Origin of the sequence: Arsukibacterium sp., assembly GCF_033721375.1 — a bacterium.
GTDB lineage: Bacteria > Pseudomonadota > Gammaproteobacteria > Enterobacterales > Alteromonadaceae > Alishewanella.
Genome location: NZ_JAWWAP010000002.1, coordinates 41,074 through 65,769 on the forward strand (window position 1 = coordinate 41,074; position 24,696 = coordinate 65,769).

Sequence of the window (24,696 nt, forward strand, 5' to 3'; positions counted from 1 at the left end):
TAATTTATTCAAGTATTAAGCCGCGACCAGCCAAACATAAATCAGCTATCAGCTGATACCTGCAATTATTATCTGCGTTCTCAGGTGCTTATGTTAGACTTAAGCCATCGTTAAATACTCCTGTTTTTTTATGCGACAATGGCGAGACTGGCTGCCCGGATTGCAGCGCCGATTAGCATTACCTCAGACCTCTTTACAGTTGTGTCTGCTGGGTATGCTTGGCGGTTTAATAGCCGCCCTGCTGATTATTATTTTCCGGCTGGCAATTGTAGCGCTGCAACAACTGTTTTTAACTGAATCTGATGATTTTTCCAGCGCCGATCCGGAGATTGTCTGGTTGCTGCCACTCGGTGGAGCACTGCTGATTGGCCTGATTGCCCTGATTACCGGCTATCGCCATTACCGGATGGGGATCCCTTTTGTTATTCACCGGATAAAAACCCGCTATGGCATTATGCCATTTCGCAATACCCTGAATCAGTTTTTCGGCGGTATTATTGCGCTGGTCAGTGGTTTTTCAGTGGGTCGGGAAGGACCATCAGTGCATCTGGGCGCTTACGGCGCCAGCACCGTAGGGCGCTACCTGCAGCTGCCGTATAACAGCGTCCGCATTCTTGCCGGTTGTGGCATAGCGGCTGGCATTTCAGCCTCTTTTAATACACCGCTGGCGGCAGTGATTTTTGTGATGGAAGTCGTACTGCGGGAATACCGTATTCATGTTTTTATCCCGATAATGCTGGCCTCAGTGGTGGGAGCGCTGGCGACTCAGTTGGTATTTGGTCATGATCGGGAACTGGCCTCACTGAATATCGTGGCGATTAATATCTGGCATTTTCCGTACCTGATTATTTGCGGCATTGTGTTTGGCGCAGTGGCATTTTTGTTTAACCAGAATCTGATGCGGCTGATCAGGCTGGTTAAAAACTGGCCGCTGCCGTTGCGTCTGGCGCTGGCGGGTACCGTAACGGCAGCGGTGGGGTATCTGATCCCGCATGCAATGGGCGCAGAAACCGGAGCGATATTTAATGCTGTAAATCACCCGACTGATGTGCAGCTACTGCTGGTTATCTTTATTGGCAAACTGATCCTGACTATTTTCGCACTGGGACTGGGCGTGCCTGGCGGGGTGATAGGCCCGGTCTTCGGTATGGGGATAGTGCTTGGCACGCTACTGGCCATCGTGCCGGCGATTTTTATCGGCGACAGCAGTACTGCCGGGACCTATGCGGTGCTGGGAATGGCCGGCTTAATGGCCGCGACCTTGCACGCGCCATTAGCCGCGCTGCTGGCGGTGATTGAGCTGGCATCGAATCAGCAGATTATTTTACCGGCGATGGTGGTGATCATTACCGCCTATGTCACAACGGTACAGTTTTTTAATAACAAGTCGATCTTTATGATGCAGCTCGATTTTATGCAAATGCCCTATAAGCTTGCCCCAGCCGATGACATTTTACAAAAAGTGGGGGTACTGGCGTTGCTCAGTAAAGAATATGTGTTGCTGCATAATCCGGATGAAGCTGCCGTGCGCCAGCAACTGGCACAGCTGCAGCTGCCGGTACAACTATTACTAAAACGAACCGAAGGCGATAGCACCGAATTTGTCGCCGCCAGTTATGATGTCAGTTTATCACTAAGTGGTGACAGTGCTATTCATTATCAGGATGTTGCCGGGTTATCGCATCAGGCGACCATGGCTGAGGTATTTGCTCTGTTGGAAGATGAGCGTGATGGGCTGGTTTACATCTATCAGGATTCACCAACCGACCCCATTGGCGTTATTCGCTGGGACCAGGTTCGCAGCCTGCTAATCAAACAGAATAATTTACTATGACTTTAATTCTGCTATACAAAGCGTTACACCTGTTTTTTATGGTTGCCTGGTTTGCCGGCATCTTTTATCTGCCCAGGCTGTTTGTCTATCATGCACAAACCCGCAGCACTGAATGCTCGGACACCTTTAAAACAATGGAGCGGCGGCTGCTTTTTTTTGTAACACCTTTTGCAATACTGACCCTGATTTTCGGTGTACTACTTATTGCCGCTTATGGTAAAGCCTGGTTTGCTGCCAGTGGCTGGCTGCATATCAAGTTAGTACTGGTACTGCTGCTTTATGGCTACCACGGCTGGTGCTTTAAACTACTGGCCGATTTTAAACATGATCGCAACCGGCACAGCCCGCGTTTTTACCGGATATTTAATGAATTGCCGGTGCTGGTACTACTGGCGATTATTTTGCTGGCGACCCTGAAACCGCTGCTGCACTAAACTCGCTTTTAACCGCCGCTTTTGCGTATAATAGCCCTCACTTTGCGCCCGCTGCGGCGCCTCATGGCAAATGTTAAGTGAGTACTGACAATGAGCTTCAAAGGCCAGCATATCCTCTCTGTTAAGCAATTCGACCGCGCCAGTATTACCCGGATTTTTGATATTGCCCGCCAGATGGCGCCTTATGCCAGTCGCAAAAAAAGAACCCGGGTACTTGACGGTGCCATCCTCGGCAATCTGTTTTTCGAGCCCAGCACCCGAACCCGGGTCAGTTTTGGTTGTGCCTTTAACCTGCTGGGCGGTGAAGTACGCGAAACCACAGGAATGGAGTCGTCAGCGTTATCCAAGGGCGAATCGCTGTTTGATACCGCGAGGGTGATCAGCAGTTACAGCGATGTGATTGCCATGCGCCACCCGCAAGCTGGCTCGGTGGCAGAGTTTGCAGAGGGCAGCCGGGTACCGGTACTGAACGGTGGTGATGGCGCCAATGAACACCCGACCCAGGCATTGCTGGACCTGTTCACGATAGAACGCGAACTTGCGGCCTCTGGCTTGCAAATAGACGGCATGCACATTGCGATGGTCGGCGATCTGAAATTTGGCCGTACCGTCCATTCACTGTCTAAACTGTTATGTTTATATCGCAATATTAAGCTTACCCTGGTGTCGCCTGCTGAGCTGGCAATGCCGGATGATATTATCAGCAGCCTGACCAATGCCGGCCATCAGCTGGTGATTAGTGATAAACTGGAAGGCCATTTAAACGCCGATATTGTTTATCAGACCCGAATTCAGGAAGAGCGCTTCCCTTCGAAAGCCGATGCTGATCAATATCGTGGTAAGTTTCGGTTAAATCAGGAAATTTATACCCGATACTGTAAATCGAATACCGTTATTATGCATCCGTTGCCGCGTGATTCACGTATTGAAGCCAACGAACTGGACAACGATTTAAACCTGAACCCAAACCTTGCTATCTTTCGTCAGGCCGATAACGGTGTGCTGGTAAGAATGGCACTGTTTGCCCTGACTCTTGGCGTGGAAAACATCGTCAAAGACTACGAATGTGCAGTCCCCTGGTACAGCAATAAGTAGACTATTGAATTAGTCAGGCACCTTTACACCATAACTGCGAACGGAATTTACTATGTCATTATCTGAAACCCTGTTTCAACGGGCCCAACTTACAATTCCTGGCGGTGTTAACTCGCCAGTCCGGGCATTTAAAAGTGTCGGTGGCACCCCGGTATTTATTGAACGCGCTGATGGCGCCTATTTATTTGATGTTGATGGAAATCGCTATATTGATTATATCGGCTCCTGGGGCCCGATGTTGCTGGGCCATAACCATCCGGCTATCCGCAATGCCGTGATAGAAGCCGCTGCAAATGGCCTCAGCTTCGGCGCCCCTTGCCCGGCAGAAATTGATATGGCGGAAAAAATTGCTCAGCTGGTACCGTCAATGGAAATGGTCCGGATGGTCAGTTCAGGTACTGAAGCCACTATGAGCGCTATTCGTCTGGCCCGCGGTTACACCCGCCGTGATACCATTCTAAAATTCGAAGGTTGCTATCATGGCCATGCCGATTCGCTGCTGGTAAAAGCCGGTTCTGGTGCCCTGACCCTCGGTGTACCAAACTCGCCGGGCGTTCCGGCAGACTTTGCTAAATATACCCTGACCTGTGAATTTAATAATCTGGAGCAGGTAGAGCAGATTTTTGCCGAAAAAGGTGCTGATATTGCCTGTATTATTGTCGAGCCTGTTGCTGGCAATATGAACTGTATCCCACCTGAGCCGGGGTTTCTGGAGGGTCTGCGCCGGATCTGCGATCAATATCAGAGTGTGCTTATTTTTGATGAAGTGATGACCGGCTTTCGGGTCGCGCTTGGCGGCGCTCAGGCGGTTTACCAGGTCACACCGGATCTGACAACGCTTGGCAAAATAATCGGCGGCGGTATGCCGGTCGGGGCTTTTGGTGGCAAGCGCGCAATAATGGAACATATTGCGCCGTTAGGCCCGGTATATCAGGCAGGCACTCTGTCAGGCAATCCTATCGCGATGGCGGCAGGTCTGGCCGCGCTGAATGAAATCAGCAAGCCTGAGGTGTTTGCAAAACTCAGCGCAAAAACCAGCCAGTTAATCAGCGGTATCAGTGCTGCGGCTTTGCAGCACGGGGTGCCGATGACCTTTAATCAGGTTGGCGGTATGTTTGGCTTTTTCTTCAGTAACGAAGCCAGGGTAAGCAATTATCAGCAGGCAACCCAGTGCGATGCTGCTGCCTTTAAACATTTCTTCCATTCAATGCTGCAGCGGGGCATTTATCTGGCGCCATCCGCGTTTGAAGCGGGCTTTTTATCACTGGCGCACAGTGATGATGATCTGGCTGCTACGGTAGATGCCGCAGCCAGGAGTTTTGCTGCGCTTTAATTGCGGTTTTGCAGCCAGACAATGTCGGTGTCATAGTGTCGTGGCTGCACACTGAACAGATCACCGGTATTGTCGCTGTGAATTTCCAGCGGCAATGCCGATGCCGGCCACCGATAACTCCTTATTTCGCCACTGTTCCAGTCATAAACATTAAGTTGCCACTGCTGACGGTCAATCCAGAGTAATTGCTGCTGATTACTGGTCCATTGGTCGGGCAATATATGATGCCAATTCAGACTTATTGGTAAAGGTGTTAACTGCTGCGGCTCAGTGGCCGACCATAATGCCAGCATGTTATCGTTGTACCGTTGCACAACCAAACCTGCTACCGCACATTTCAGATTAACCACCCCCGACAGCAGTATTTCAGGTTTTTGCAAATCCGACATTAACTGCCAGCCTTCACTGGTTTGCTCAGTCCAGTACAAAGTATCATGGCAACTCACATAGCGGCCAGAAACCGGCCTGCTGCTCACGGCTGACAAACTGCCATCATCCAGCGCTATCTGGTACAACTGGTTATCGATAACAGATAGCAGGGTATGCTGATGCCAGAACAACTGCTGAATATGCTGACCACTGGCTAAGCGCGACAGCTGCCGACTTTCACCCGCCGCTGACAACCAAACCTGATTATCACCTGCCCGCTCGGAAACAAAAGCAAGCTGCTGGCCATTGGCGGCAAACAGCCGTTCATTGCGGTTACTGGTTTGCCAGCTTTGCTCGCTGTTAAGCCGGCCGTCTTTTAACGTCAATGACACAATGTCTGTTGTATAATCGAGGTGCTGAGTGGCCAGAATACGCTGCTGATACCGCTGCGGCTGGGTCAACCCCCAGGTCATTGGTCCCAGACTAAGTTGCTTGCGGGTTTTCAGATTGTATAGCTGTAACTCGCTGTTCTGCAGTGTCAGCAGCGCATGTTGCCGATCCCAACTACTGCTGGCAATCATCTGATTATCAAAGCTATCGATGTTCTGCAGTTGCTGCTGCGCTAAATCCACCCGATATAACCGGCTATGATAAAAATCCTGCTGCGCCACCAGATATAACGAGGAGCCGACGACTAACAGTTGCTCTGCTTTGTACCAGGCTTCCGGCAGTGCCATCAGTCGTGTTGTGCTGCCATCTTCAGCGCGGCGCCATAACTCATAACGGCGCACGTCTTTTGCATAATCAAGCCAGTACCATTGCTGCTGCAGGATCGCCAAACCCTGCACCAACACCTGCTGACACGGTATAACTTTGGCCGCCGGCAAAAACTCAGGCATAACCTGCTGCTGATAAAAATAGCATTGCTGCCCGCTGTCGCGGGCCCGGAATAACAACGTGGTGTCATCCAGCCACAGGGGTTGGCTTGCTTCGGTGTATAATGCGTCGCTGTAACTGACTTTGAAGCTGGTCAGGTCCTGCCGCGCCAGCTGCTGCGGCGCGGCTTCAGATTTGCGATGCATATAAAACGCGAACTTCTGTCCCGGCTCCAGAGTCGCCCAGAATTCCTGTCCGGTTAATGCACTCAGCGGTTTAACGGTATCAGGCAGCTGTGTCAGCGGCGTTACGGTAACACTGGCCAGCATATAGGCTATGGCTGCGCCGCCAATTAACAATGCCGCACATACGCTGCTGATAAACCGCCACGGCAGGCCTTTTTCCGGATTATCAGCGGCTTCTGGCAACTCAGCGCCAGCTATTGCCCTGGCACTTATTAACGGCTCGCGCTGATTGCTGGTTAACGGTTCAATATGACAGAGCCATTGATAGCCTTTCCTGGCGATAGTGGCAATATAGGTCGGCGACTTAACGTTGTCGCCCAGCACCTTACGCAGCGCGCCGACAGCGCGCATCACAGCGGCATCGGTTCCTTCAGCAGGGGGCCAGACATTATTAATCAACCTGTCTTTATCCAGGACCTGATTCGGATGCAGCAAAAAGTAATTTAGCAGACTGTGCAACCGGGGTTCTAACACCACTGGCACGGCAGCACTGATTTCAGGCTCGGCAGGCAATAACTGCCCGTAAGCCGCCTGATAATACCAGTCGCCAATTTTTACCAGTGGTTCTAAATTTGACATTAAGGTCCGCCTGACTAAAGTGTCAGGACGGATTATACCTTAATTGACTGAAAAGTAGAGTGTATCTGCTTTTGAAACTGCTTCAAGCCGGCTCAGGCCAGCCGGGTTTCATCTTTTTTATCTTTAGTGGTGTCTTTATCGCCTGTTGGTTTAGGCACAGAACTATCAGTTGGAACAGGCTTAGGTGATAGGTCTTCCGGATCTTTGCAAGCAGGCCACCACGGACAGGCATATAAGTTATCCAGCAATACCGGCTCATTAATTTTCACGCTATTGCTACTATTGCTGGAAATTATAGTTAAGCTAGTAGCAATAAGTAATACTTTAAAAGTGTTATTCATGATCCAATCTCCGAGTGATATTCAGTTGTTGGGGTCACACTGTTGTGCTCAACAATATTGACCCTACTCCTGAATCCGGGATTAAACTCGATGATCTTTCAATAAAAACCTTATAAAACGTCGATCTAAAAACTGATCTCGGCAATATCAAAATCGGCTCTGACCGCTTCCAGCATGTACACTTCAGTCTCATCAACAGAGATGCTATACCGATTGTGATACAGATAATCGTCAATTACCTCTTCAGTGACAGTGCCACTTTTTAAGTCATAGTAGCGCAGCTGGTATTGGGTATCCTCTAGTAGATAAGTGAAATAAAAGCCATGCCGGCGCAAATCAAATTTAAATAACATCTGGTCAGCTTTTGTGCCTAATTTCAACTCTCTGGTATCACCATTGCTGTATTCAATAACAAAATTCTTCGAATTCGCGTCGCGCCAGATATTATAATCTGCGTTATAACTTTGAATATATAACTCCCGATCAGTTGCCAGCACACGTTTTTCGATCTCGGTATCAACAGCGGCCACCATAATATCCCAGCGTCCTTGTCGCGACTGCGCATAAAATACTTCGCTGCCATCCCGGCTCCAGGCGGGGTTAGCTACAACCTCTCCGTCTTTGCCGACTATCTGGATTAATTCACCGGCCATTGTTAACTGCCAGATACCACTATTTAAATGCAGTAATAAGTTGCTACCATCTGGTGAAAAAACCAGACTACGGATCCTTTCATTAGACGTAAAATCCGTGAGTTGCTGCTGGCGGCCATCAGGATAGAACAGCCAGACCTGAGATAAACCAGAACGACGTGACACAACGGCTGCTGGCCCTTCGGATTTCGGGTTAATTTCAATATAAATTTCATTCCGATTTGAGCTGAATACCAGGTTTTTTGTTTGTAAGTCTGATACTAATTTGTTTGCCACTTTTTTAATGTTTGTATGCGAGAAAAACCCTACTGACGCATAAATTTTACCGCTTACGGCCCCCACCTGAATTTCACTTGCCTGATTATCGGTATAGGCCAGCTCCCGACTCTCTCCTGTCAAAACGTCCACTATTCCCAACGACGAAATACCGGATGGAAAAATAATACTACGATCATCCAGGGTCCAGTCTATGTTGCCGGGATAGGCATCATCTATCTGCACCAATAACCGGGTTGCCCTGTTGGTTAAATCCAGCAGCCAAATCTGCGCTGTTCCTGCAGCATCACGAATAAAGGCAATTTTATCACCTGAGCGTGAGTAGCGCCCGGCGTAATCACCAAAACTGCTGGCCGGCGGCACAGTCAGCTGCTCAGCGGTACCGCCAGCTACCGGATACATCATCAGAACCATCTGGCGCTGCTCAGGGTCGAGACTGGGATAAACAATGTAACGGCCATCAGCTGACCAACTGACTCGTGCAGATACTGATTCAGGCGTACAGACAGTAAGCAACGTATCAGATTTAACGACCATCTGACCGGGCTCAAGCTCAATCAACCGGATTTCACAACGTCGATCCGGTAACATTTTATGATAAGCAATGTAACGGCCACTGGGACTGAAGGCAGCACCAAGGCTGCTGGCGTTGTCAGCGGTAATTTGCACCCGTTTATGGCTTTGCAAATCCTGTAAATTAAGCACCGCTATTTGTTCGCTGCCTTCGTTCGCGTAGCTAAATACCAGATAACGCTCATCGGGCGACACATTATGATAAAACTCCAGGCCGTCCAGCGAGGTAATGGGTTTATAGCGCCATAGTGGAATAGTGTTAAGGTCTGCTGTTGCAGGTTCCGCCATTGGTTTAAACCATAGTAGCCAGCTTAACAGCACCAGCAATGGTACTGCTGCCAACGCTGCCCAGAACAACGCCTGCTTAGCAGGCCTGATGGTCGGATTACCTGGCGGCGCTGCAGCCGCATTGTTCTCTGCCAGCGGTATTTCAGGAATTTCTGCAACATCAGCAATAAAGCGGTAACCCCTTTTCGGGATCGTTTCAATATAAGTTGGTTGCCGGCTATCGTCGTCAAGGGCAATTCTGATTGCCCGGATCACCCGCATTACCCGACCATCTGAAACATCCCGGATCCCCCAGACATCAGCCAGCAACTGGTCTTTTGTCACCAGATTACCGGCATGAACAATAAAGTAATTTACGACTTTCTGGCCCAGGTTGTCCAAATCAGCTGTAGCAGTAATCTGGCTCTGCGAGTCAAGCTTTACCAGCTTGTCTTCTTTTGCCAGATAGTGCCATTCGCCAACCAGTAATGATCGTTCGGGTTTAATTTCCATAATAATGAGATTGCCGCACCCTATAAATTAATCGTTAAAGTGAATTCTCGCAGCTTAATTCTTGCTGCATTTCAACCGATATAGCAGGTAATAACAATATGTTAGCGCAAGTTTCTGCTACCGGCTCACCACTACTGGCTGAAAACGCCTGGATCCTTACCTGTTCAGGCAGATATCGTATAATAGATTGCGCGCCCTGATTTTTAAAATAATCAATGAACAATGGCAGAGCACCGGAGCTGCCGGTCAGGCCGATCGGTTTATTGTCATCCCGTCCCAGCCAGATGGTGACCAGGGTTTGCTGATCAAAGCCGCTGAACCAACTGTCCCGGTAATCACTGGAAGTACCGGTTTTCCCGGCAAACACCGTCATTGGCAACGCGTAATGCAATGCTTTTGCTGTGCCCGTTTGGGTGGCCGCGATTAATGCATGCTGCAGCAGATAGATACTCTGAGTGGAATAACGGCTGTAGCGTTGGCCAGGCCGGTGATATAAGCGGTGACCGTCCTGGTCCGTTACCGCCTGCACAGTTGCCAGCTCTTGATACACGCCATCATTTGCAATGGTCTGATACAGTTGGCTGACCTCCAGTGGACTGAGTTCAATGGCGCCCAGTAGCGCAGCGGGAAGTAAATTAACCCGCCGGTTTAACCCCAGCTTGCGTAAGCCATCACTGACCGCCGGCATCCCCAGCTGCAGACCGAGCCTTACCGTTGGCACATTTAACGAGTCTGCCAGAGCCGTCAGCAGGTTGACCCGGCCCCGGTATGTTTTATCGAAGTTCTGTGGTTGCCATTCCTGGTTGTTAGAGCGCAGACTGAGCGGTTGATCGTCCAACATCGATGCCAGGGAAAATCTGCCTGGCTGACTCAGCGCCTCCAGATAAATAACCGGCTTAATGATACTGCCAATTTGCCGTTTGGCATCCAGCGCCCGGTTAAACCCGGCAAAGCCACTTTCCCTGCCACCTACCAGAGCCTGAATTTCAGCAGTCTGGTAATTCACAACCATCATCGCCGCCTGCAGTTGCTCATCCTTATCCTGCAATTGCTGGCGTACGGTCAGCTCAGCCTGGTGCTGGGCACCGGGGTCTAAAAAGGTAAATACCTTAATGCCGCTGCTTAACAGCTGCTGGTCAAAATTAATTTGCCGCAGCTCCTTTTTAACCGCATCCAGATAAGCGGGAAAGCGGGCATTCAGATACTGCCCCCGGCCTACCAGCTGCAGCGGCTGTGCCAGCGCCTGCTGATATTGTTCACCATTTAGCAGATGATGTTCAAACATCAGCCGCAGCACCAGATCCCGTCGGGTAAGTGCGCGTTCCGGGTAACGCCTCGGGTCGTAATACGAGGGTCCTTTCAGTAAACCAATCAGTAACGCCACTTCATCTGGACGCAGCTCAGTAATTGGCTTGGCAAAATAAAAGCGACTACCCAGGCCAAAGCCATGCACGGCCGTGGCATGGTTCTGACCAAGAAAAATTTCATTCAGATAGGCTTCGAGGATATGATCTTTACTAAAGCGATAATCGAGAATTAACGCGATCATGGCTTCATTGACTTTACGCAGTAATGTCCGATCACTGGACAAATACATATTTTTGGCCAGCTGCTGGGTTAAGGTAGAGCCGCCCTGCACCGTTCGCCCGGCACTGATATTAGCCCATAACGCCCGCAATACTGATAGCGGGGAGACGCCCCGATGGTGATAGAAGTCACGATCTTCCACCAGCAGCAGGCTTTCCTTGAGCAGGCCGGGCACCTGCTCTAACCTTACCAGCTCACGGTCTTCCTGATGCGGCGATAGCATATGCTCAATTAACTGCGGCTCCAGCCGGGCAAAATTGACTTCCTGCTGTTGCCGGTAGCGGATGCGGTTAATACCACTGCTGTTAAATTCGACACTGAACAGGGCTTCAGGCTCAATACCGTCTATATAGGTAAAGGCGCGCCGGTAAATGGTAATATGGTTACGAGATACGCTGTATTGGCCGGCAGCAGTCATTGCCGGATTGCGCTGATACTGTAATTGTTCGAGCTCGGCCTGCAGCTGAACTGACGTTAGTGCTTTTCCCGGAAAAAGCTCCAGGCTGCGACCATAAATTTGAGCCGGCACCTGCCATTTCTGGCCGGCGAAAGCCCGGGTGACTTTACTGTCGAGGTAAATCAGATAGGTTGCCAGCAAAAACAATAATGCCAGCGCCACTTTACCTAGCGTAAATAACAGCTTTTGCCACCATGGCTGCACTCTTACCTTCGGCGCACGGGCGCCTTTACTTCGGGTTGACATCGCGTAACATCGCCTTTTTGGTTTTAGTTGTTGGCTGCGCTTCGGCCGGATTATCAGGCCAGTAGTGTTTGGGGTAACGACCCTTCATTTCTTTTTTAACATCCTGCCAGCTGTTTTGCCAGAAGCTGGCTAAATCGCGGGTTACCTGTAATGGTTGTCGGCCCGGTGCCAGCAACGCTATCGTCAGGGCAATAGCGCCATTTAACACCACCGGCGTGGTGAGTTGACCATACATTTCCTGAACTCTGACTGAAAGCTGGGGCCCGCCGGGATGCAGATAGTCAATTTTCAGCCGGCTGCCAGTCGGGGTTTGCCAATGCACCGGCACTAGCTGTTGCAGCAGTTGCTGTTGCTGATAGGTAAGTCTGGCCAGCAGCAGCGGCTCCAGTTCCAGCTGGCTTAACTGGTTCTTTTTACTGATATTGCCAAGGTAAGGGCCCAGCCAGCTGGCCAGCTCTGCCAGTAATGCCGCCGGACTGAAATCAGGCAGGGCATCAGCGCCCTGGTACTGTCGGACCAGCTCAACTCTGGCAGATAAACTCTGCGCCGCCTCTGACCAGGTTAATTCGCTAAGCCCCTGCTTGGTAAGATAGCCAAGCCAGGCTTGCTGACGCTCGGCGGGTGTTATGCCATTCTGAACCGGCTGGCGTTGCAGCACCAGCTGGCCAAAACAGCGCTGTCGCTCACTGCTGAAGCCGCCGGTTTTGTCATTCCAGCCGGTTTTTAACCGCCAGGGCAGCTGCGCCTGCCAGTCTGCGATAATCTCGTCCAGTGTAATGGCCAGCGCATGCCGGATCCGGTTTTGCTGTTGCCACTGCTGAATATCCAGCACTACCAGATAATCTGTGTCCTGTAGCGGATGATCGGGCGCCAGAGCCGCGCCGGCACCGTTAGCCAGTAAATATCCCTGGCCGCGGCGCTGTGCCAGTTGATCCGGAAATGCTCTGAGCAATAAAAGCGGCAGCCACTGTAACGGCAACGGTGCGCTACTATTGCAACCGATACGCCGGACGAAGTGTTTTGCTTGCTGATATTGAGGCAGATGCTTGCTGTGCGCCAGGGTTTGTAACTGCTGCGCCAGATTTTGCTGTAAATTGCGGCTGTCTTCCATCAACGCCGCCACCAGCGCGGCCAGCCACGCTACCCCAGGTACCTGCCCTTCGTGTTCAGCCGCGTATAATAACATATTAGCCAGCCGCACTGAGCTACCGGTTTGGTACAAACGCCGGCCAAACGGCGTAATACAGCCGCTTTCATCTAATGCAGTAAACTGCTGCAACAACGCGCTGGCAGCGGCAAGATGCGCCGGCGGTGGTGGGGTTAACCAGTTAATATCAGCCGGCTGGCAACCCCATACCGCCACTTCCAGCCGCAACTGCGTCAGCTCTGCCAGCTCTATTTCTGCCGGCTCAAACGCCGGCCGTCTTTGCCATAACTCCGCGGTATCCAGCCGGTAGCATTGGCCCGGCGCCTGACGGCCGGCACGGCCGGCGCGCTGAATGGCGGCTGCCTGGCTGATTGCCACCGTCTCCAGCTTGCTGATGCCATGGCGCGGATGAAAGCTGGCACGCCGGCACAGCCCGGTGTCGACCACCTGATTAACGCCCTCAATGGTTAAACTGGTTTCAGCCAGATTGGTCGCCAGCACAATTTTGAAGTGTCCTGCTGCTGGCGCCGCAATGGCAGCCTGTTGCTCGGCCAGACTCAGCGCGCCCAGCAGAGAATACACCGTCAGGTTGGCTGGCAGCGACTGGCCTGCTAAATAGTCGCGCGCCTGGTTTATCTCTGCCTGACCCGGCAGAAAAACCAGAATATTACCGGGCGCATGGTTAAATGCATGTAATGCCTGACGGGCAGCCTGTAACGCAGCTGGCTCAGTACCGGGTTTAATATAGTGTATGTCTACCGGATAGCTGCGGCCAGTGCTGCTTAGCACCGGCGCCTGCATGTAACGTTCGAGCGCCGCAACATCCAAAGTAGCAGACATGACCAGGATTTTCAGATCATCCCGGATTTGCTGCACTTCTAAACTTAGTGCCAGAGCCAGATCGGCGTGCAGGGAGCGTTCATGAAACTCATCAAAAATCAGCAGGCTGACCCCGGCAAGCTCCGGGTCCTGCTGCAGTTTACGGGTAAGGATACCTTCGGTAACAATTAACAGCCGGGTAGCAGCAGACTGACAACTGTCATGCCGGATTTGATAACCCACCGTCTGGCCCACTGGCTCATTTATTTGTTGGGCCAGATAGCTGGCAATGGTTTTCGCTGCCAGCCGGCGCGGCTCCAGCATAATGATCTGGCCGGCAGCGAAGGCCTGCTGTTTAAGCAATTGCAATGGCAGCCAGGTTGATTTACCAGCACCGGGCGGTGCCGATAAAACCAGCCTGTTACCGCTTGCCAGTAACTGGCAAAGCTCCGGCAGCACTGCTGCTACCGGTAAGCCCGGATTAACCTCGAGTGTTGCCACTGTAGTATTACTTAGCTGCTGTTTCGGTCAGTAAGGTAGTAGCAATAGTGCGGATGCCATGGCCGGTGGCCCCCGCCGCCCAGTAACCATTAGCGGAATTATTAAAAGCTGCCGCTAAATCAAAATGCAACCAGCCTTTCCCATCTGCCGGTACAAAGCGGCTTAAAAACCCGGCTGCATTACTGGCACCGCCTGCGCCACCGCCTTTAACCGGCCGGCTGTTAGCGGTATCGGCATAAGGTGACGGGCACTGCTGCTGATGCCATTTTTCCAGTGGCAACTGCCAGGTTGCTTCCTGCTCGTTGGCCGCATATTGCAGGGCGCGGGCCGCCAGTGGCTGGTCCAGCGCAAACAACGCATTGTATTCACCGCCAACAGCAACCATGGCAGCGCCGGTTAACGTTGCTGCATCAATAATTAACGGTGCTTTGGTTTCGCCGGCACACATCAGGCCATCGGCCAGCACTAAGCGCCCTTCTGCATCGGTATTTACAATTTCAACGGTCGTGCCGTTTTTGTAGGTAATAATATCGCCCAGTTTGTAGGCGTGGCCACTAATCAGGTTTTCGGCGCAACACAAAATCAGTTTTACCCGTTGCTTCAGGCCCTGCATTATCGCCAGCGCCAGTGCCGCCGTTACCGTGGCTGCACCGCCCATATCACATTTCATCGTCGCCATGCCTTCAGTAGGCTTAATTGAATAACCGCCACTATCAAAGGTGATGCCTTTACCCACCAGTGCGGCTGATACCGGGGTATCAGCCGTTTGCGCCGGGTTAAAGTCCAGCACCAGCAATGCCGGCGGCCGGGTGCTGCCCCGCCCGACCTGATAGATACCATGCCAACCTGCTTCAACCAGATCAGTACCAGCGATAAGTTGACTGCTTACCGAACCTGTCGGGGCAATGCTTCGGATAAATGCTTCGGCCTGCTCTGCTAATGCCACTGGCGACAACATTTCCGGCGTGTCGTTAATGATTTTTTTGGCAAAGCTGAAGCATTGCGCAAGTTGAGCCAGTTGCTCCGCTTCACCCTGTTCATTGTTAAAGCTTATCCCGCCATGTTTTCTGGCATTACAAAAGCCCTGATAAAATGCCCATTGCAAGTCTTTGCTCCAACCGCTACCAGTTAACTGCAGCTCAGTAATGCCAAGATTATCCAGACTGCGACCGGCTTTTTGCATACTGCGAAGTGGATCATTGCCGGGTAAGTGAATCTGATAACCCTGGGCTGTAGGGCTAAGTAACGCATTATTACCCCACTTTGCTGCCGCTCTTTCTGCAGCAATACTGATTTGTAATAGTTCTGGTGTTGAATTAGACATAGTAATCCCCATTTAATCGAGCTTATTGGTGATGATGGCTAGCTGTAGTGGTCTGAAGTGTACCATAGCGTGCAGGCGGACAACGAGCGCAACGCGTTAAATGGGGGCTGTTATCAGCTGTGCAGAAATGCATTACCACATAAAATTAATCACTTATACTACAAACCGGGCGTTGTCGTTAAAACAGGTGACGGTTACAGTCACAATCTGTATACTTCGCCGGCTTTTTTATTAGTGATTGCGGTGGTGGCAATATTCTGCTATCTATAGCCGCCACTTTTTTTTGCTTGGCAGTATTGTACAGGAGATGATCATGCCAGAAGGCAAGAATGTTAAGACATTAGGGTTACTGGCACTGGCCGGTGTGACACCTTATCAGGAAGCGGTCGGGGAAGAGTATATGAACCCGAAGCAGCTCGAACATTTTCGCAAAATTCTTGACGCCTGGCGCCAACAACTGCGTGAAGAAGTTGACCGCACTAAAACCCATATGGCCGATGAAGCAGCTAATTTCCCTGATCCGGTAGACCGGGCGGCGCAGGAAGAAGAGTTCAGCCTGGAATTGCGGGCACGTGACCGTGAACGTAAGCTATTGAAAAAAATTGAAAAAACCTTACAGAAAATTGAAAACGACGATTTCGGTTTCTGTGATACCTGCGGTATTGAAATTGGCATCAAGCGGCTGGAAGCAAGGCCAACAGCGGATCAATGTATTGATTGTAAAACGCTGGCTGAGATTAAAGAAAAGCAGTTAGGCGGCTAGTCGCAGCCACTGTGACAACATTAAGCACCCTGAGTACGCCAACAGCCGTTGCTGTTGGCCGATTCGCTCCCTCCCCTTCCGGCCCCCTGCATTTTGGCTCTTTGCTGGCTGCGGTTGGCAGTTATCTGTACAGCAAACAGCACGCCGGTAAATGGCTGCTGCGGATTGAAGATATCGACACGCCAAGAGTCAGTCCGGGCGCCGACAGCAGCATAATGCATACGCTGGAGCAGCATGGCCTGCTGTGGGATGGTGAGGTTATTTATCAGAGCCAGCGCACTGCCCGCTACCAGGAAGTCTTTAACCGGTTTCAGCAGCAAGGCTTGCTGTATGGTTGTCAGTGCAGTCGCAAACAAATTAACGCCGCGGGCGGTCTGTATCCGGGCACCTGTTCGACATTGAACCTTTACAGTAAAACCCGCGCGGCTGCGCCGTTAAGCTGGCGCCTGCGGGCGGCAGGCGTGGCTTGTCACTTTACCGACTGCCTGCTTGGCCCGCAGCAGATAGCTCCGGCGCTGGCCCGGGAAGATTATATTCTGTTGCGCCGCGACGGCTTATTCTCCTATCAGTTGGCCGTCGTGGTGGACGATCTGGATCAGGGGGTAACCGAAGTGATCCGCGGTGCGGATTTACTCAGTATGACCCCTCGTCAGCAGCATTTATTTCAGTTATTGGGGGCAGCGGAGCCGGTTTATGGTCACTTACCGTTGGCGGTTACCGCACCAGGTTTTAAACTGAGCAAGCAGAACCATGCGACGGCGCTCAGCAACTGGCCTGCCTGCTACACTATGGCCCGCGCACTGGCGATATTAGGGTTGGTTTTGCCGGCTGAATTACAACAGGCTCCGGCAGCAGAGCAGTTAACGTATGCGCTTGCCAACTGGTGCCCGGCCGATATTCCGGCAGCACGGGAAGTATTAACCAGCGATTTTGGCTGATTTTAGCCAGATTAATTCTTTTTTGTCGTCTGCTGCGGTATTATTAGCCGTTTTTTTTATTCAGATGCCAATGCCATCAGCCCGACTGGCAAGTGCTCAGGAGAGATATCATAATTTCGCGTGTGTTAGATTTCTGCCGCAGAACCCTAAGCGGCAAGCCTCAGGGCGACAATAAAAGTAAGCCGGTTGCTGCCAGAACAGTTGCAGCAGCAGCGCCTATGGCCCAGGCGGCTGCAAGCTCAGTATTGCCACCGATGCAGGTGATTACCCGCGACCAGCACAGTGTTTCACGGCGCGATATCAGCCCAAGTGCGCTGAAAGTTCTGTATCGGCTGAAAGATGCCGGCTTCGAAGCTTATTTAGTAGGCGGCTGTATTCGCGACTTATTACTGGGGTTAAAACCAAAAGATTTTGATGTAGTCACTAATGCCCATCCGGAGCAGGTAAAGCAGGTATTTCGTAACTGTCGCCTGATTGGCCGGCGCTTCAGGCTGGCGCATGTGGTGTTTGGCAGGGAAATTATTGAAGTCGCCACCTTTCGCGGACATCACAGCGGTGCTGACGACGAAGAAAATACCGCCCCGAAACTGAAAACTGCCAGTTTAAGCGACCATGGTCAGATTTTACGTGACAACGTCTACGGCACGATTGAAGAGGACGCTGAGCGCCGTGATTTTACCATTAACGCGCTGTATTATTCGGTAAAAGACTTCGCCATTTACGACTTTGCCAATGGTATGCGGGACATTGCCGCCCGGCGGATTGAACTGATTGGCTCAGCTGAGGTGCGTTACCGGGAAGACCCGGTACGGATGCTCAGAGCCATCCGTTTTGCGACCAAGCTTAATATGGAAATCGCTCCCGACGCATTAACACCTATCAGTCAGTTAGCGGTGCTGTTAAAAAATATTCCGGCGCCGCGCTTATTTGACGAGCTGGTCAAAATGCTGATGGCGGGAAAAGCGTTTGACAACTTTATGTTGTTGCGTGATACCCGCATTTTAAAACAATTGATGCCGCAGCTGGACAAAATACTGAAGCAGGAACCGGAAGGTAAAGCGTTTAGTCTGGTTACCCGGGCGCTGCAGGACACCGACCAGCGGGTTGCTGTCGATAAACCGGTGACCCCGGCCTTTATCTTCGCCGCTATGCTGTGGTATCCGGTAGAGCTGCGCAGCCAGACCCTGCTGATTGAAAGTGGCCTGAATGAAATTGATGCTCTGAATATTGCAATGACTGAAGTGCTGGACGATGTGCAGCGCACCATCGCTATTCCAAAACGTTTTAGTTTAACGATGCGCGATATCTGGGCGCTGCAATCCCGGCTGACCAAACGCAGTGGCCGCCGCGCTTTTAAAATGCTGGAACAAACTAAATTTCGTGGTGCCTTTGACTTTCTGCAACTGCGAGCACAGGCTGAGGGCGGCAGCCTGACCGAGCTGGCCAGCTGGTGGCAGCAATTTCAGTTTGCCGACGATGCTGAAAAACTGGAACTGATCAACAGTCTGGGCCGTGAGGGGCAGGACAGGCCCAAACGCCGGCGTAATAACTATAAACGTAAGCGCAGCAGCACCCCCGATGCCTGAACAGCAGTTGGCACATCAGCCTGCGCCAGCGCAGATGGCTGAGCATGAAGTCTATCTGGGGCTGGGGGCAAATTTGGCCAACCCGGTATTACAGCTGCAAAACGCCATCAGCGCGCTGCATACGCTTGAGCAAAGCACTCTGGTGGCTGTATCAGGCTTATATGGCTCGCGACCTATGGGCCCGCAGGACCAGCCTGACTACGTTAATGCGGTGGCTAAGATCCACACCCGGCTTACGCCGCTGGCATTGCTCGACGCGCTGCAGCAAATTGAGCAACAGCAGGGCCGGCAGCGTAAAGCCAAGCGCTGGGGACCACGCTCGCTGGATCTGGATATTTTACTGTATGCCAACCACACTATTGCTTCAGAGCGTTTAACAGTGCCGCATTATGGGTTAACGCAGCGTGAGTTTGTGTTGTTTCCGCTGGCCGAAATTGCCCCAGAGCTGATACTGCCCTGTGGCACACCGTTACAGACATTGCTTAAGCAGGTGCCGTTAAATGGCCTGGAAAAACTAAGCGAACCCTGCAGCGGCTAACTTGCAGCTGCCGGCACTTTGTGCGATCTTGCGCACCCGTAATCAATGGTCGGATGAGAACTTTATGGCTAAGATCACCACAGCAGTACTGCAAAAGATGAAGCAGCAGGCTGATAAAATCACCATGCTGACAGCTTATGATGCCAGCTTCGCCAAGTTGTTTGCCGAGCAAGGCGTTGATGTGCTGTTAATTGGCGACTCGCTGGGCATGGTGTTGCAAGGTCATAGCGATACGCTGCCGGTGACGGTGGCCGATATTGCCTACCATACCAAAAGCGTGCGGGCCGGTGCGCCTGAAGCGTTTGTTATTGCCGATTTACCATTTATGAGTTACGCCACAGCCGAGCAGGCAATGCAAAGTGTTACCCCGTTAATGCAGGCCGGCGCCAATATGGTGAAACTGGAAGGCGGTGATTTTTTACTGTCAACCATTAAAGCCCTGACGGAGCGTGGCGTACCGGTGTGTGGTCATCTCGGCCTTACCCCGCAGTCAGTGCATATTTTTGGCGGTTACAAGGTGCAGGGTAAAACCGAAGCTGCCGCCGAGGCGATGGTTACTCAGGCCAAAGCGCTGCAGGATGCCGGGGCCCAGCTGCTGGTACTGGAGTGCATTCCCACCCCGCTGGCAAAACGGATCACCGAAGCGCTGCGTATTCCGGTTATCGGCATCGGTGCCGGCAATGTCACCGACGGCCAGGTACTGGTGATGCACGATTTGCTGGGCATAAGCAGTGGCTATATTCCAAAATTTTCCAAAAACTATCTGGCGCAGACCGGCGAGATCAGAAGCGCTATTGCCGCTTACGTCAGTGAAGTAAAAAGCCAGGTATTTCCAGGCGCTGAGCATAGCTTTAACTAAATGAATATTGTCACCACTATTGCTGAGCTCAGAGAGCTTACCGCCAGCTGGCGCCGTGCGGGTCAGAAAATTGCTTTTGTGCCAACGATGGGAAACCTTCATCAGGGCCACCTGCAACTGGTTGATGTTGCAAAAAGCCGCGCCGATAAAGTGATTACCAGCATTTTCGTTAACCCGATGCAATTTGGTCAGAACGAAGATTTAGCCAGTTACCCCCGTACGCTTGAGGCCGACATAGCCGGCTTAACCCGCCACGCTGCCGATGCGGTATTTACCCCTACGCCCCAGCTGATGTATCCGCGCGGGCTGGACGTGCAAACCTTTGTTGAAGTGCCGCAACTGGGCGATTTGCACTGCGGCGCCAACCGGCCGGGCCATTTTCGTGGTGTATCGACTATCGTTTGTAAGCTGTTTAATCTGGTGCAACCCGATATTGCCTGCTTCGGTAAAAAAGACTTTCAGCAATTGGCGATTATCCGCCAGATGGTAACGGATTTATCATTACCAATAGAAATCATAGGCGTTGCCACTGAACGGGCCGGCGATGGCCTGGCGTTAAGTTCACGTAATGGCTATTTAAGCAAAGATGAACGGGCTAAAGCCCCGGCCTTATATCAGGTATTGCAGCAGCTGAAAGCTCAGATAGCTGGCGGCAACCATGATTACCGCGCTCTGGAGCAACAAGCTAAAGCGCAGCTGGCTGTAGCCGGCTTTGTGCCGGACTACGTCAATATCAGCAACCAGCAAAGCTTAACCCTGGCAGTTGACCCGGCTGAACCGAAAGTGATTCTGGCGGCAGCTAAACTGGGTAGCACCCGGCTGATTGATAACCTGGAGCTGTAATTAATGGAATACCTAATGGATTTCGAAATGCACGTAGGCGGCAAGACTCTGAACTGGAGCGCCAGTGCGGCCCATGAGCTTAGTTGTACTAAGTGATTGGGGTTCAGGGATCGCAGCCAACACCCGTGCAGTTTGAAAGACGACAGGTATATTTGGGTTGTCCGATGTGGGCTAATCCACGCTGGAAAGGCAGCTTATTTGCAGAAGATCTCAGCAGCAACGAGTTTCTGACCAGTTACAGCCAGTTTTTTAACACTGTCGAGGGCAATACCAGTTTTTATGCCGACCCGGCAGCCAGCCAGTTGCAGCGCTGGGCCAGCCAGTTGCCAGAACATTTCCGGTTTGTCTTTAAAATACCCCGTCGCTTCAGCCACCAGTTAGCAGAGCTGGACCACACCGCCCTGCTGGCATGGTGGCAGCACTTTGCGCCCGTACACCGCTTTATCGGCCTTATTCAGCTGCAATTGCCGGCGACTGCCGGCCCGGCGATGCTGGGCCAGTTAACAACGGTCCTTGAGCTGCTGGGCAATGTGGTGCCGCTGGCTGTAGAAGTGCGCCATCCGGCGTTTTTTGATAAAGCGGAACATGAGCTGGCATTAAATCGCCTGCTGCAGCGTTATGATGCTGAACGGGTGGTACTCGATAGCAGGGCGTTGTTTTCCGTGGCGGCCAGCAGCGCGGCATTGCTGGATGCCCAGGCCAAAAAGCCGCGCTTACCGGTGCATGCTATTTGTCTGAGTTCCCGGCCGATGCTGCGTTTTATCGGCACCGATGATTTGGATTTGAACCGCCGGTTTTACGCCCCATGGCTGGCTAAAATTAACAGCTGGCTGGCGGAGGGGAAAAGCCCTTACTGCTTTTTCCACACCCCGGATAATACCCTGGCGCCACAACTATGCCGCCAGTTTGCCCGGGACTTACAACAGGCGCACCCTGTGCTAGGGGCCTGGCCTGGCGAGCAGCAAGCCCAGCTGGGTTTGTGGTAGCAGTAGAGCAAACCACCCAACCACCCAGCCAGCCAGCCACAACGTTATTCCAGCACAAACCCGCTATCAGTTAGCGATATTTTCATGCTGATTTAAGCAGAGCCGGTATTATTCCGATTAACCGGGTTGGGTTGGACTATGTTCTGCAATCGCAACCCCCAGCAACAGCCAGAAAATACCTACCAGAAAACCTGCAGCAACGTCGCTGGCATAATGGACACCAAGCAACATACGGCTAAAACCCACCAGACAGATAAGCACAGCAGCCCAGTAAACAACTTCAAACCGACGACGCCGGGTATCGAGATCTCTGGCAATAATGTAAGCAAGAAACCCGTACACCGCCATGGCACTGGTAGAGTGGCCACTGGGGAAGGAATGGGTAACTTCAACAATATCTGTTACAACCTCTGGCCGGGGACGGGCAAGTACGTATTTGCCAACATAAGTGGTAATTTGTGAGCCAATAATTGTCAGCCATAATGGCGCGATTAGCGACGTGCGACGATGCGCCCACAGCAAACCCGTTGTGACAATGGCTACCGCTACCAACACCGGTGAGCCACCCAAATCAGTCAGCCAGCTGAAGGCTGTTATCAGTTGCTCAGTTCGTAGCACAGTGAGTTGCTGATTAAGCCACTCGTCGAGCAACACCAGCTCTTCTGCTTCCAGTAATTCTTCAATCAGGCCACCAAAGAGTGCAGCAATATACAACGCAGCGATCAGCATAAGTGTCAGCGGCAGGCCGCTGAAGTGATGTGGTGTTAGCCTGGCTTTTACTACCCGGAACGTTTTTGGATAGGCTTGTTTAAACCTTAAGCTCAAGCCGGCAACCCCCTCTCGCGCCCGGATTTGCCTGACCGCTGTTGCAGAGCTGCCGGCAAGCCGGTTAAGCCCCTTCAGCCCGAACCAGCTTACAAAACGCAGGATGATTATAATAGCCAACAGTAGCAACAATACTGATAGTTCGACTGTCATAGATACATGCCTCCTTGCTACTTACTCAACACAAGTATAATTATTCTCAGATCCACAATTAGTGTAGTTCAGCAAACGCATCAGGTCGTGATTAAGACACTGTAGTCAGCATCGGTTGGCCAAACAGTTGAAAGATAGTAAGACATTACCCGGTCTTTGAACCATATATGACTAAACCGCTTATAACTTACATAAATATCGAGCAGGCAATGAGTATTTTTAATATGAAAACCCTATATCTGGCGCTGTTACTGGTTCCGGCTTTCAGTTCAAGCGCCGACACAGCACCAAAGGTCTCTGCCCAGCAGTTTGTTAATCTGCAGCAGGGCGACACTGTTTTTGCCGGATTTCGTCGTGCGCATGCCAAAGGCATTTGTATCAGCGGTGAGTTTCATGCCAACGGCCAGTTAGCCGCTTATTCAAAGGCCAGTCTGTTTAAAGCCGGTATTACCCCTTTTACCGGCCGTTTATCTATTGCCGGCAGTAACCCAACGGCACCTGATCTAAAGTCGCCGGTACGCAGCATGGCGCTGAGTTTTGCCAGCAGCAGAACCGAGCAATGGCGGCTGGCGATGAATACACCGCCGGTGATGGCCGTTGCCGATCCCCACAGCTTCTACCAGCAAATACTGGCCATTAAAGCCGGTCCGGCGGCAATACAGCAGTTTTTTGCTGAGCATCCTGAGAGTAAAGAATTCCGCGCCTGGGCAGCACAATATCAACCAACCGGCAGCTATGCCGCAGAAACCTATCACAGCATTAATGCGTTTTATCTAGTTAACGCTACTGGCGAACAGCAGGCGGTGCGCTGGGCGATGCGACCAACAATTGCTGTCACGGCCGGTGCTTTAGATGGCAACGATGCGCTACAGACAGAAATTGCCAACCGGATTGCTGGCGGACCTGTGGTATTTGACTGGGTTTTCACTCTGGCAGAGCCGGCAGACGATGAAAATAATCCGACTAAAGCCTGGCCTGATAACCGCCGGCAAATAACCGCCGGCCAGCTGGTACTTACCAGTACAACCGCGCAGCTCGAAGGCAACTGCCACGCTATCAACTTCGACCCACTGGTGTTACCCAGTGGCGTCGCCGCCAGCCGGGATCCGATTTTACGAGCGCGCTCTGCAGCCTACGCTGAGTCTTACCGGCGCCGGGCAAAAGAGCAGTTACAAGGTGCACTGGAGGGCAGCAATAATGATTAGCTCAGATCGTTTTTCATTGTCTATGCGGTTGTTTCACTGGGGGATGGCAGCGCTGGTGTTATCGATGCTGGCCGCCGGTTTACTGATGGTAACGTCATTGCAGCCCTGGCAGTTAACGCTGTTAACCATTCATAAAGCGTTTGGGGTTGTCGCCATTTTACTGGTAACGGCAAGGTTGATAAACCGCTTGCGACATAAGCTGCCCGCATTACCGCACGACTTAGCTGACTGGCAGAAAACTGTGGCGAAAGTATCTCATTGGTTACTGTATTTTTTATTGTTTGCCATGCCGGTGTCAGGTTATCTGATGCAGTATTTTGCCGGGCGGCCAATTGATATTTTTGGCTTGCTTCGTCTGCCTGCGGCGCTGCAGGTTGATATCCACCTTTACGCCTTGTTCCGGGAGTTACACAGCTTGCTGGCACTGGCCCTGATCGGCATGATCGCACTACATGTTGGGGCTGCAATGCACCACCATTTTGTTCGCAAAGATGATGTTTTAAAAAGTATGCTCTGAACAACAGGCTATAG

20 protein-coding genes are annotated in these 24,696 nt (G+C 51.7%); 13 read left to right on the forward strand and 7 right to left on the reverse strand.

Annotation, left to right across the window (positions count from 1 at the left end; translation table 11 throughout):
* Positions 1 to 130 precede the first annotated feature (130 nt).
* The 4 genes from R3187_RS03320 (at position 131) to hemL (ending at position 4,696) form a co-directional block, all read left to right on the forward strand.
* Positions 131 to 1,834: a chloride channel protein gene (locus tag R3187_RS03320; protein ID WP_318965287.1), complete on the forward strand. Its 1,704-nt coding sequence runs from the start codon at positions 131 to 133 to the stop codon at positions 1,832 to 1,834.
* A complete protein-coding gene (locus tag R3187_RS03325; protein ID WP_318965288.1) occupies positions 1,831 to 2,268 on the forward strand; it encodes a CopD family protein in 438 nt (145 codons plus the stop codon). The genes R3187_RS03320 and R3187_RS03325 overlap by 4 nt, the downstream gene beginning before the upstream one ends.
* 90 nt (positions 2,269 to 2,358) lie before the next feature.
* Positions 2,359 to 3,363 carry an aspartate carbamoyltransferase gene (locus R3187_RS03330; RefSeq protein WP_318965289.1) on the forward strand — a complete coding sequence of 335 codons (1,005 nt, stop codon included), beginning with the start codon at positions 2,359 to 2,361 and terminating at the stop codon, positions 3,361 to 3,363.
* Between the two features lie 52 nt (positions 3,364 to 3,415).
* Complete coding sequence (gene hemL, locus R3187_RS03335; protein WP_318965290.1) at positions 3,416 to 4,696, forward strand: glutamate-1-semialdehyde 2,1-aminomutase; 1,281 nt, start codon at positions 3,416 to 3,418, stop codon at positions 4,694 to 4,696.
* Here hemL and R3187_RS03340 read toward each other — a convergent pair.
* The 6 genes from R3187_RS03340 to pepB all read right to left on the reverse strand — a co-directional run bounded on the left by R3187_RS03340 (position 4,693) and on the right by pepB (position 15,469).
* Entirely contained in the window at positions 4,693 to 6,765 is a 2,073-nt protein-coding gene (locus tag R3187_RS03340) for a winged helix-turn-helix domain-containing protein (RefSeq protein WP_318965291.1), read from the reverse strand. The genes hemL and R3187_RS03340 overlap by 4 nt on opposite strands.
* 92 nt (positions 6,766 to 6,857) lie before the next feature.
* Entirely contained in the window at positions 6,858 to 7,106 is a 249-nt protein-coding gene (locus R3187_RS03345; protein WP_318965292.1) for a hypothetical protein, read from the reverse strand.
* A 125-nt stretch (positions 7,107 to 7,231) separates the two neighbouring features.
* Positions 7,232 to 9,388 (reverse strand): winged helix-turn-helix domain-containing protein, encoded by a 2,157-nt coding sequence (locus R3187_RS03350; RefSeq protein ID WP_318965293.1) that lies wholly within the window; start codon positions 9,386 to 9,388, stop codon positions 7,232 to 7,234.
* A gap of 34 nt (positions 9,389 to 9,422) precedes the next feature.
* On the reverse strand, positions 9,423 to 11,678 hold the full coding sequence (mrcB, locus tag R3187_RS03355) for a penicillin-binding protein 1B (RefSeq protein WP_318965294.1): 2,256 nt from the start codon (positions 11,676 to 11,678) through the stop codon (positions 9,423 to 9,425).
* A complete protein-coding gene (gene hrpB / locus R3187_RS03360; protein ID WP_318965295.1) occupies positions 11,662 to 14,145 on the reverse strand; it encodes an ATP-dependent helicase HrpB in 2,484 nt (827 codons plus the stop codon). Before hrpB ends, mrcB begins: the two co-directional genes overlap by 17 nt.
* A 7-nt stretch (positions 14,146 to 14,152) precedes the next feature.
* Positions 14,153 to 15,469, reverse strand: coding sequence for an aminopeptidase PepB (gene pepB, locus R3187_RS03365; RefSeq protein WP_318965296.1), 1,317 nt, complete (start codon positions 15,467 to 15,469; stop codon positions 14,153 to 14,155).
* A 313-nt stretch (positions 15,470 to 15,782) separates the two neighbouring features.
* Here pepB and dksA point away from each other — a divergent pair, with 313 nt between their 5' ends.
* The 7 genes from dksA (at position 15,783) to R3187_RS03400 (ending at position 21,982) form a co-directional block, all read left to right on the forward strand.
* The gene (gene dksA / locus R3187_RS03370; RefSeq protein ID WP_019675979.1) at positions 15,783 to 16,232 is read left to right on the forward strand and encodes an RNA polymerase-binding protein DksA; all 450 of its coding nucleotides are present in this window, start codon (positions 15,783 to 15,785) and stop codon (positions 16,230 to 16,232) included.
* An 11-nt stretch (positions 16,233 to 16,243) separates the two neighbouring features.
* On the forward strand, positions 16,244 to 17,170 hold the full coding sequence (gene gluQRS / locus R3187_RS03375) for a tRNA glutamyl-Q(34) synthetase GluQRS (protein ID WP_318965297.1): 927 nt from the start codon (positions 16,244 to 16,246) through the stop codon (positions 17,168 to 17,170).
* 218 nt (positions 17,171 to 17,388) lie between these two features.
* Complete coding sequence (pcnB, locus tag R3187_RS03380; protein ID WP_318965298.1) at positions 17,389 to 18,756, forward strand: polynucleotide adenylyltransferase PcnB; 1,368 nt, start codon at positions 17,389 to 17,391, stop codon at positions 18,754 to 18,756.
* The gene (gene folK, locus R3187_RS03385) at positions 18,749 to 19,294 is read left to right on the forward strand and encodes a 2-amino-4-hydroxy-6-hydroxymethyldihydropteridine diphosphokinase (protein ID WP_318965299.1); all 546 of its coding nucleotides are present in this window, start codon (positions 18,749 to 18,751) and stop codon (positions 19,292 to 19,294) included. Before pcnB ends, folK begins: the two co-directional genes overlap by 8 nt.
* A gap of 64 nt (positions 19,295 to 19,358) precedes the next feature.
* Complete coding sequence (panB, locus tag R3187_RS03390; RefSeq protein WP_318965300.1) at positions 19,359 to 20,153, forward strand: 3-methyl-2-oxobutanoate hydroxymethyltransferase; 795 nt, start codon at positions 19,359 to 19,361, stop codon at positions 20,151 to 20,153.
* Positions 20,154 to 20,996, forward strand: coding sequence for a pantoate--beta-alanine ligase (gene panC, locus R3187_RS03395; protein ID WP_318965301.1), 843 nt, complete (start codon positions 20,154 to 20,156; stop codon positions 20,994 to 20,996).
* A 164-nt stretch (positions 20,997 to 21,160) separates the two neighbouring features.
* Positions 21,161 to 21,982 carry a DUF72 domain-containing protein gene (locus tag R3187_RS03400; RefSeq protein ID WP_318965302.1) on the forward strand — a complete coding sequence of 274 codons (822 nt, stop codon included), beginning with the start codon at positions 21,161 to 21,163 and terminating at the stop codon, positions 21,980 to 21,982.
* A gap of 117 nt (positions 21,983 to 22,099) precedes the next feature.
* Here the strand turns inward: R3187_RS03400 and R3187_RS03405 are convergent, their stop codons facing one another.
* Positions 22,100 to 22,960 (reverse strand): phosphatase PAP2 family protein, encoded by an 861-nt coding sequence (locus R3187_RS03405; RefSeq protein WP_318965303.1) that lies wholly within the window; start codon positions 22,958 to 22,960, stop codon positions 22,100 to 22,102.
* Positions 22,961 to 23,184: 224 nt separating this feature from the next.
* Between R3187_RS03405 and R3187_RS03410 the strand changes: the two genes are divergently transcribed.
* Together R3187_RS03410 and R3187_RS03415 are read left to right on the forward strand one after the other, a co-directional pair.
* The gene (locus tag R3187_RS03410) at positions 23,185 to 24,165 is read left to right on the forward strand and encodes a catalase family peroxidase (protein WP_318965304.1); all 981 of its coding nucleotides are present in this window, start codon (positions 23,185 to 23,187) and stop codon (positions 24,163 to 24,165) included.
* Complete coding sequence (locus tag R3187_RS03415; protein WP_318965305.1) at positions 24,158 to 24,682, forward strand: cytochrome b; 525 nt, start codon at positions 24,158 to 24,160, stop codon at positions 24,680 to 24,682. The genes R3187_RS03410 and R3187_RS03415 overlap by 8 nt, the downstream gene beginning before the upstream one ends.
* Positions 24,683 to 24,696 lie beyond the last annotated feature (14 nt).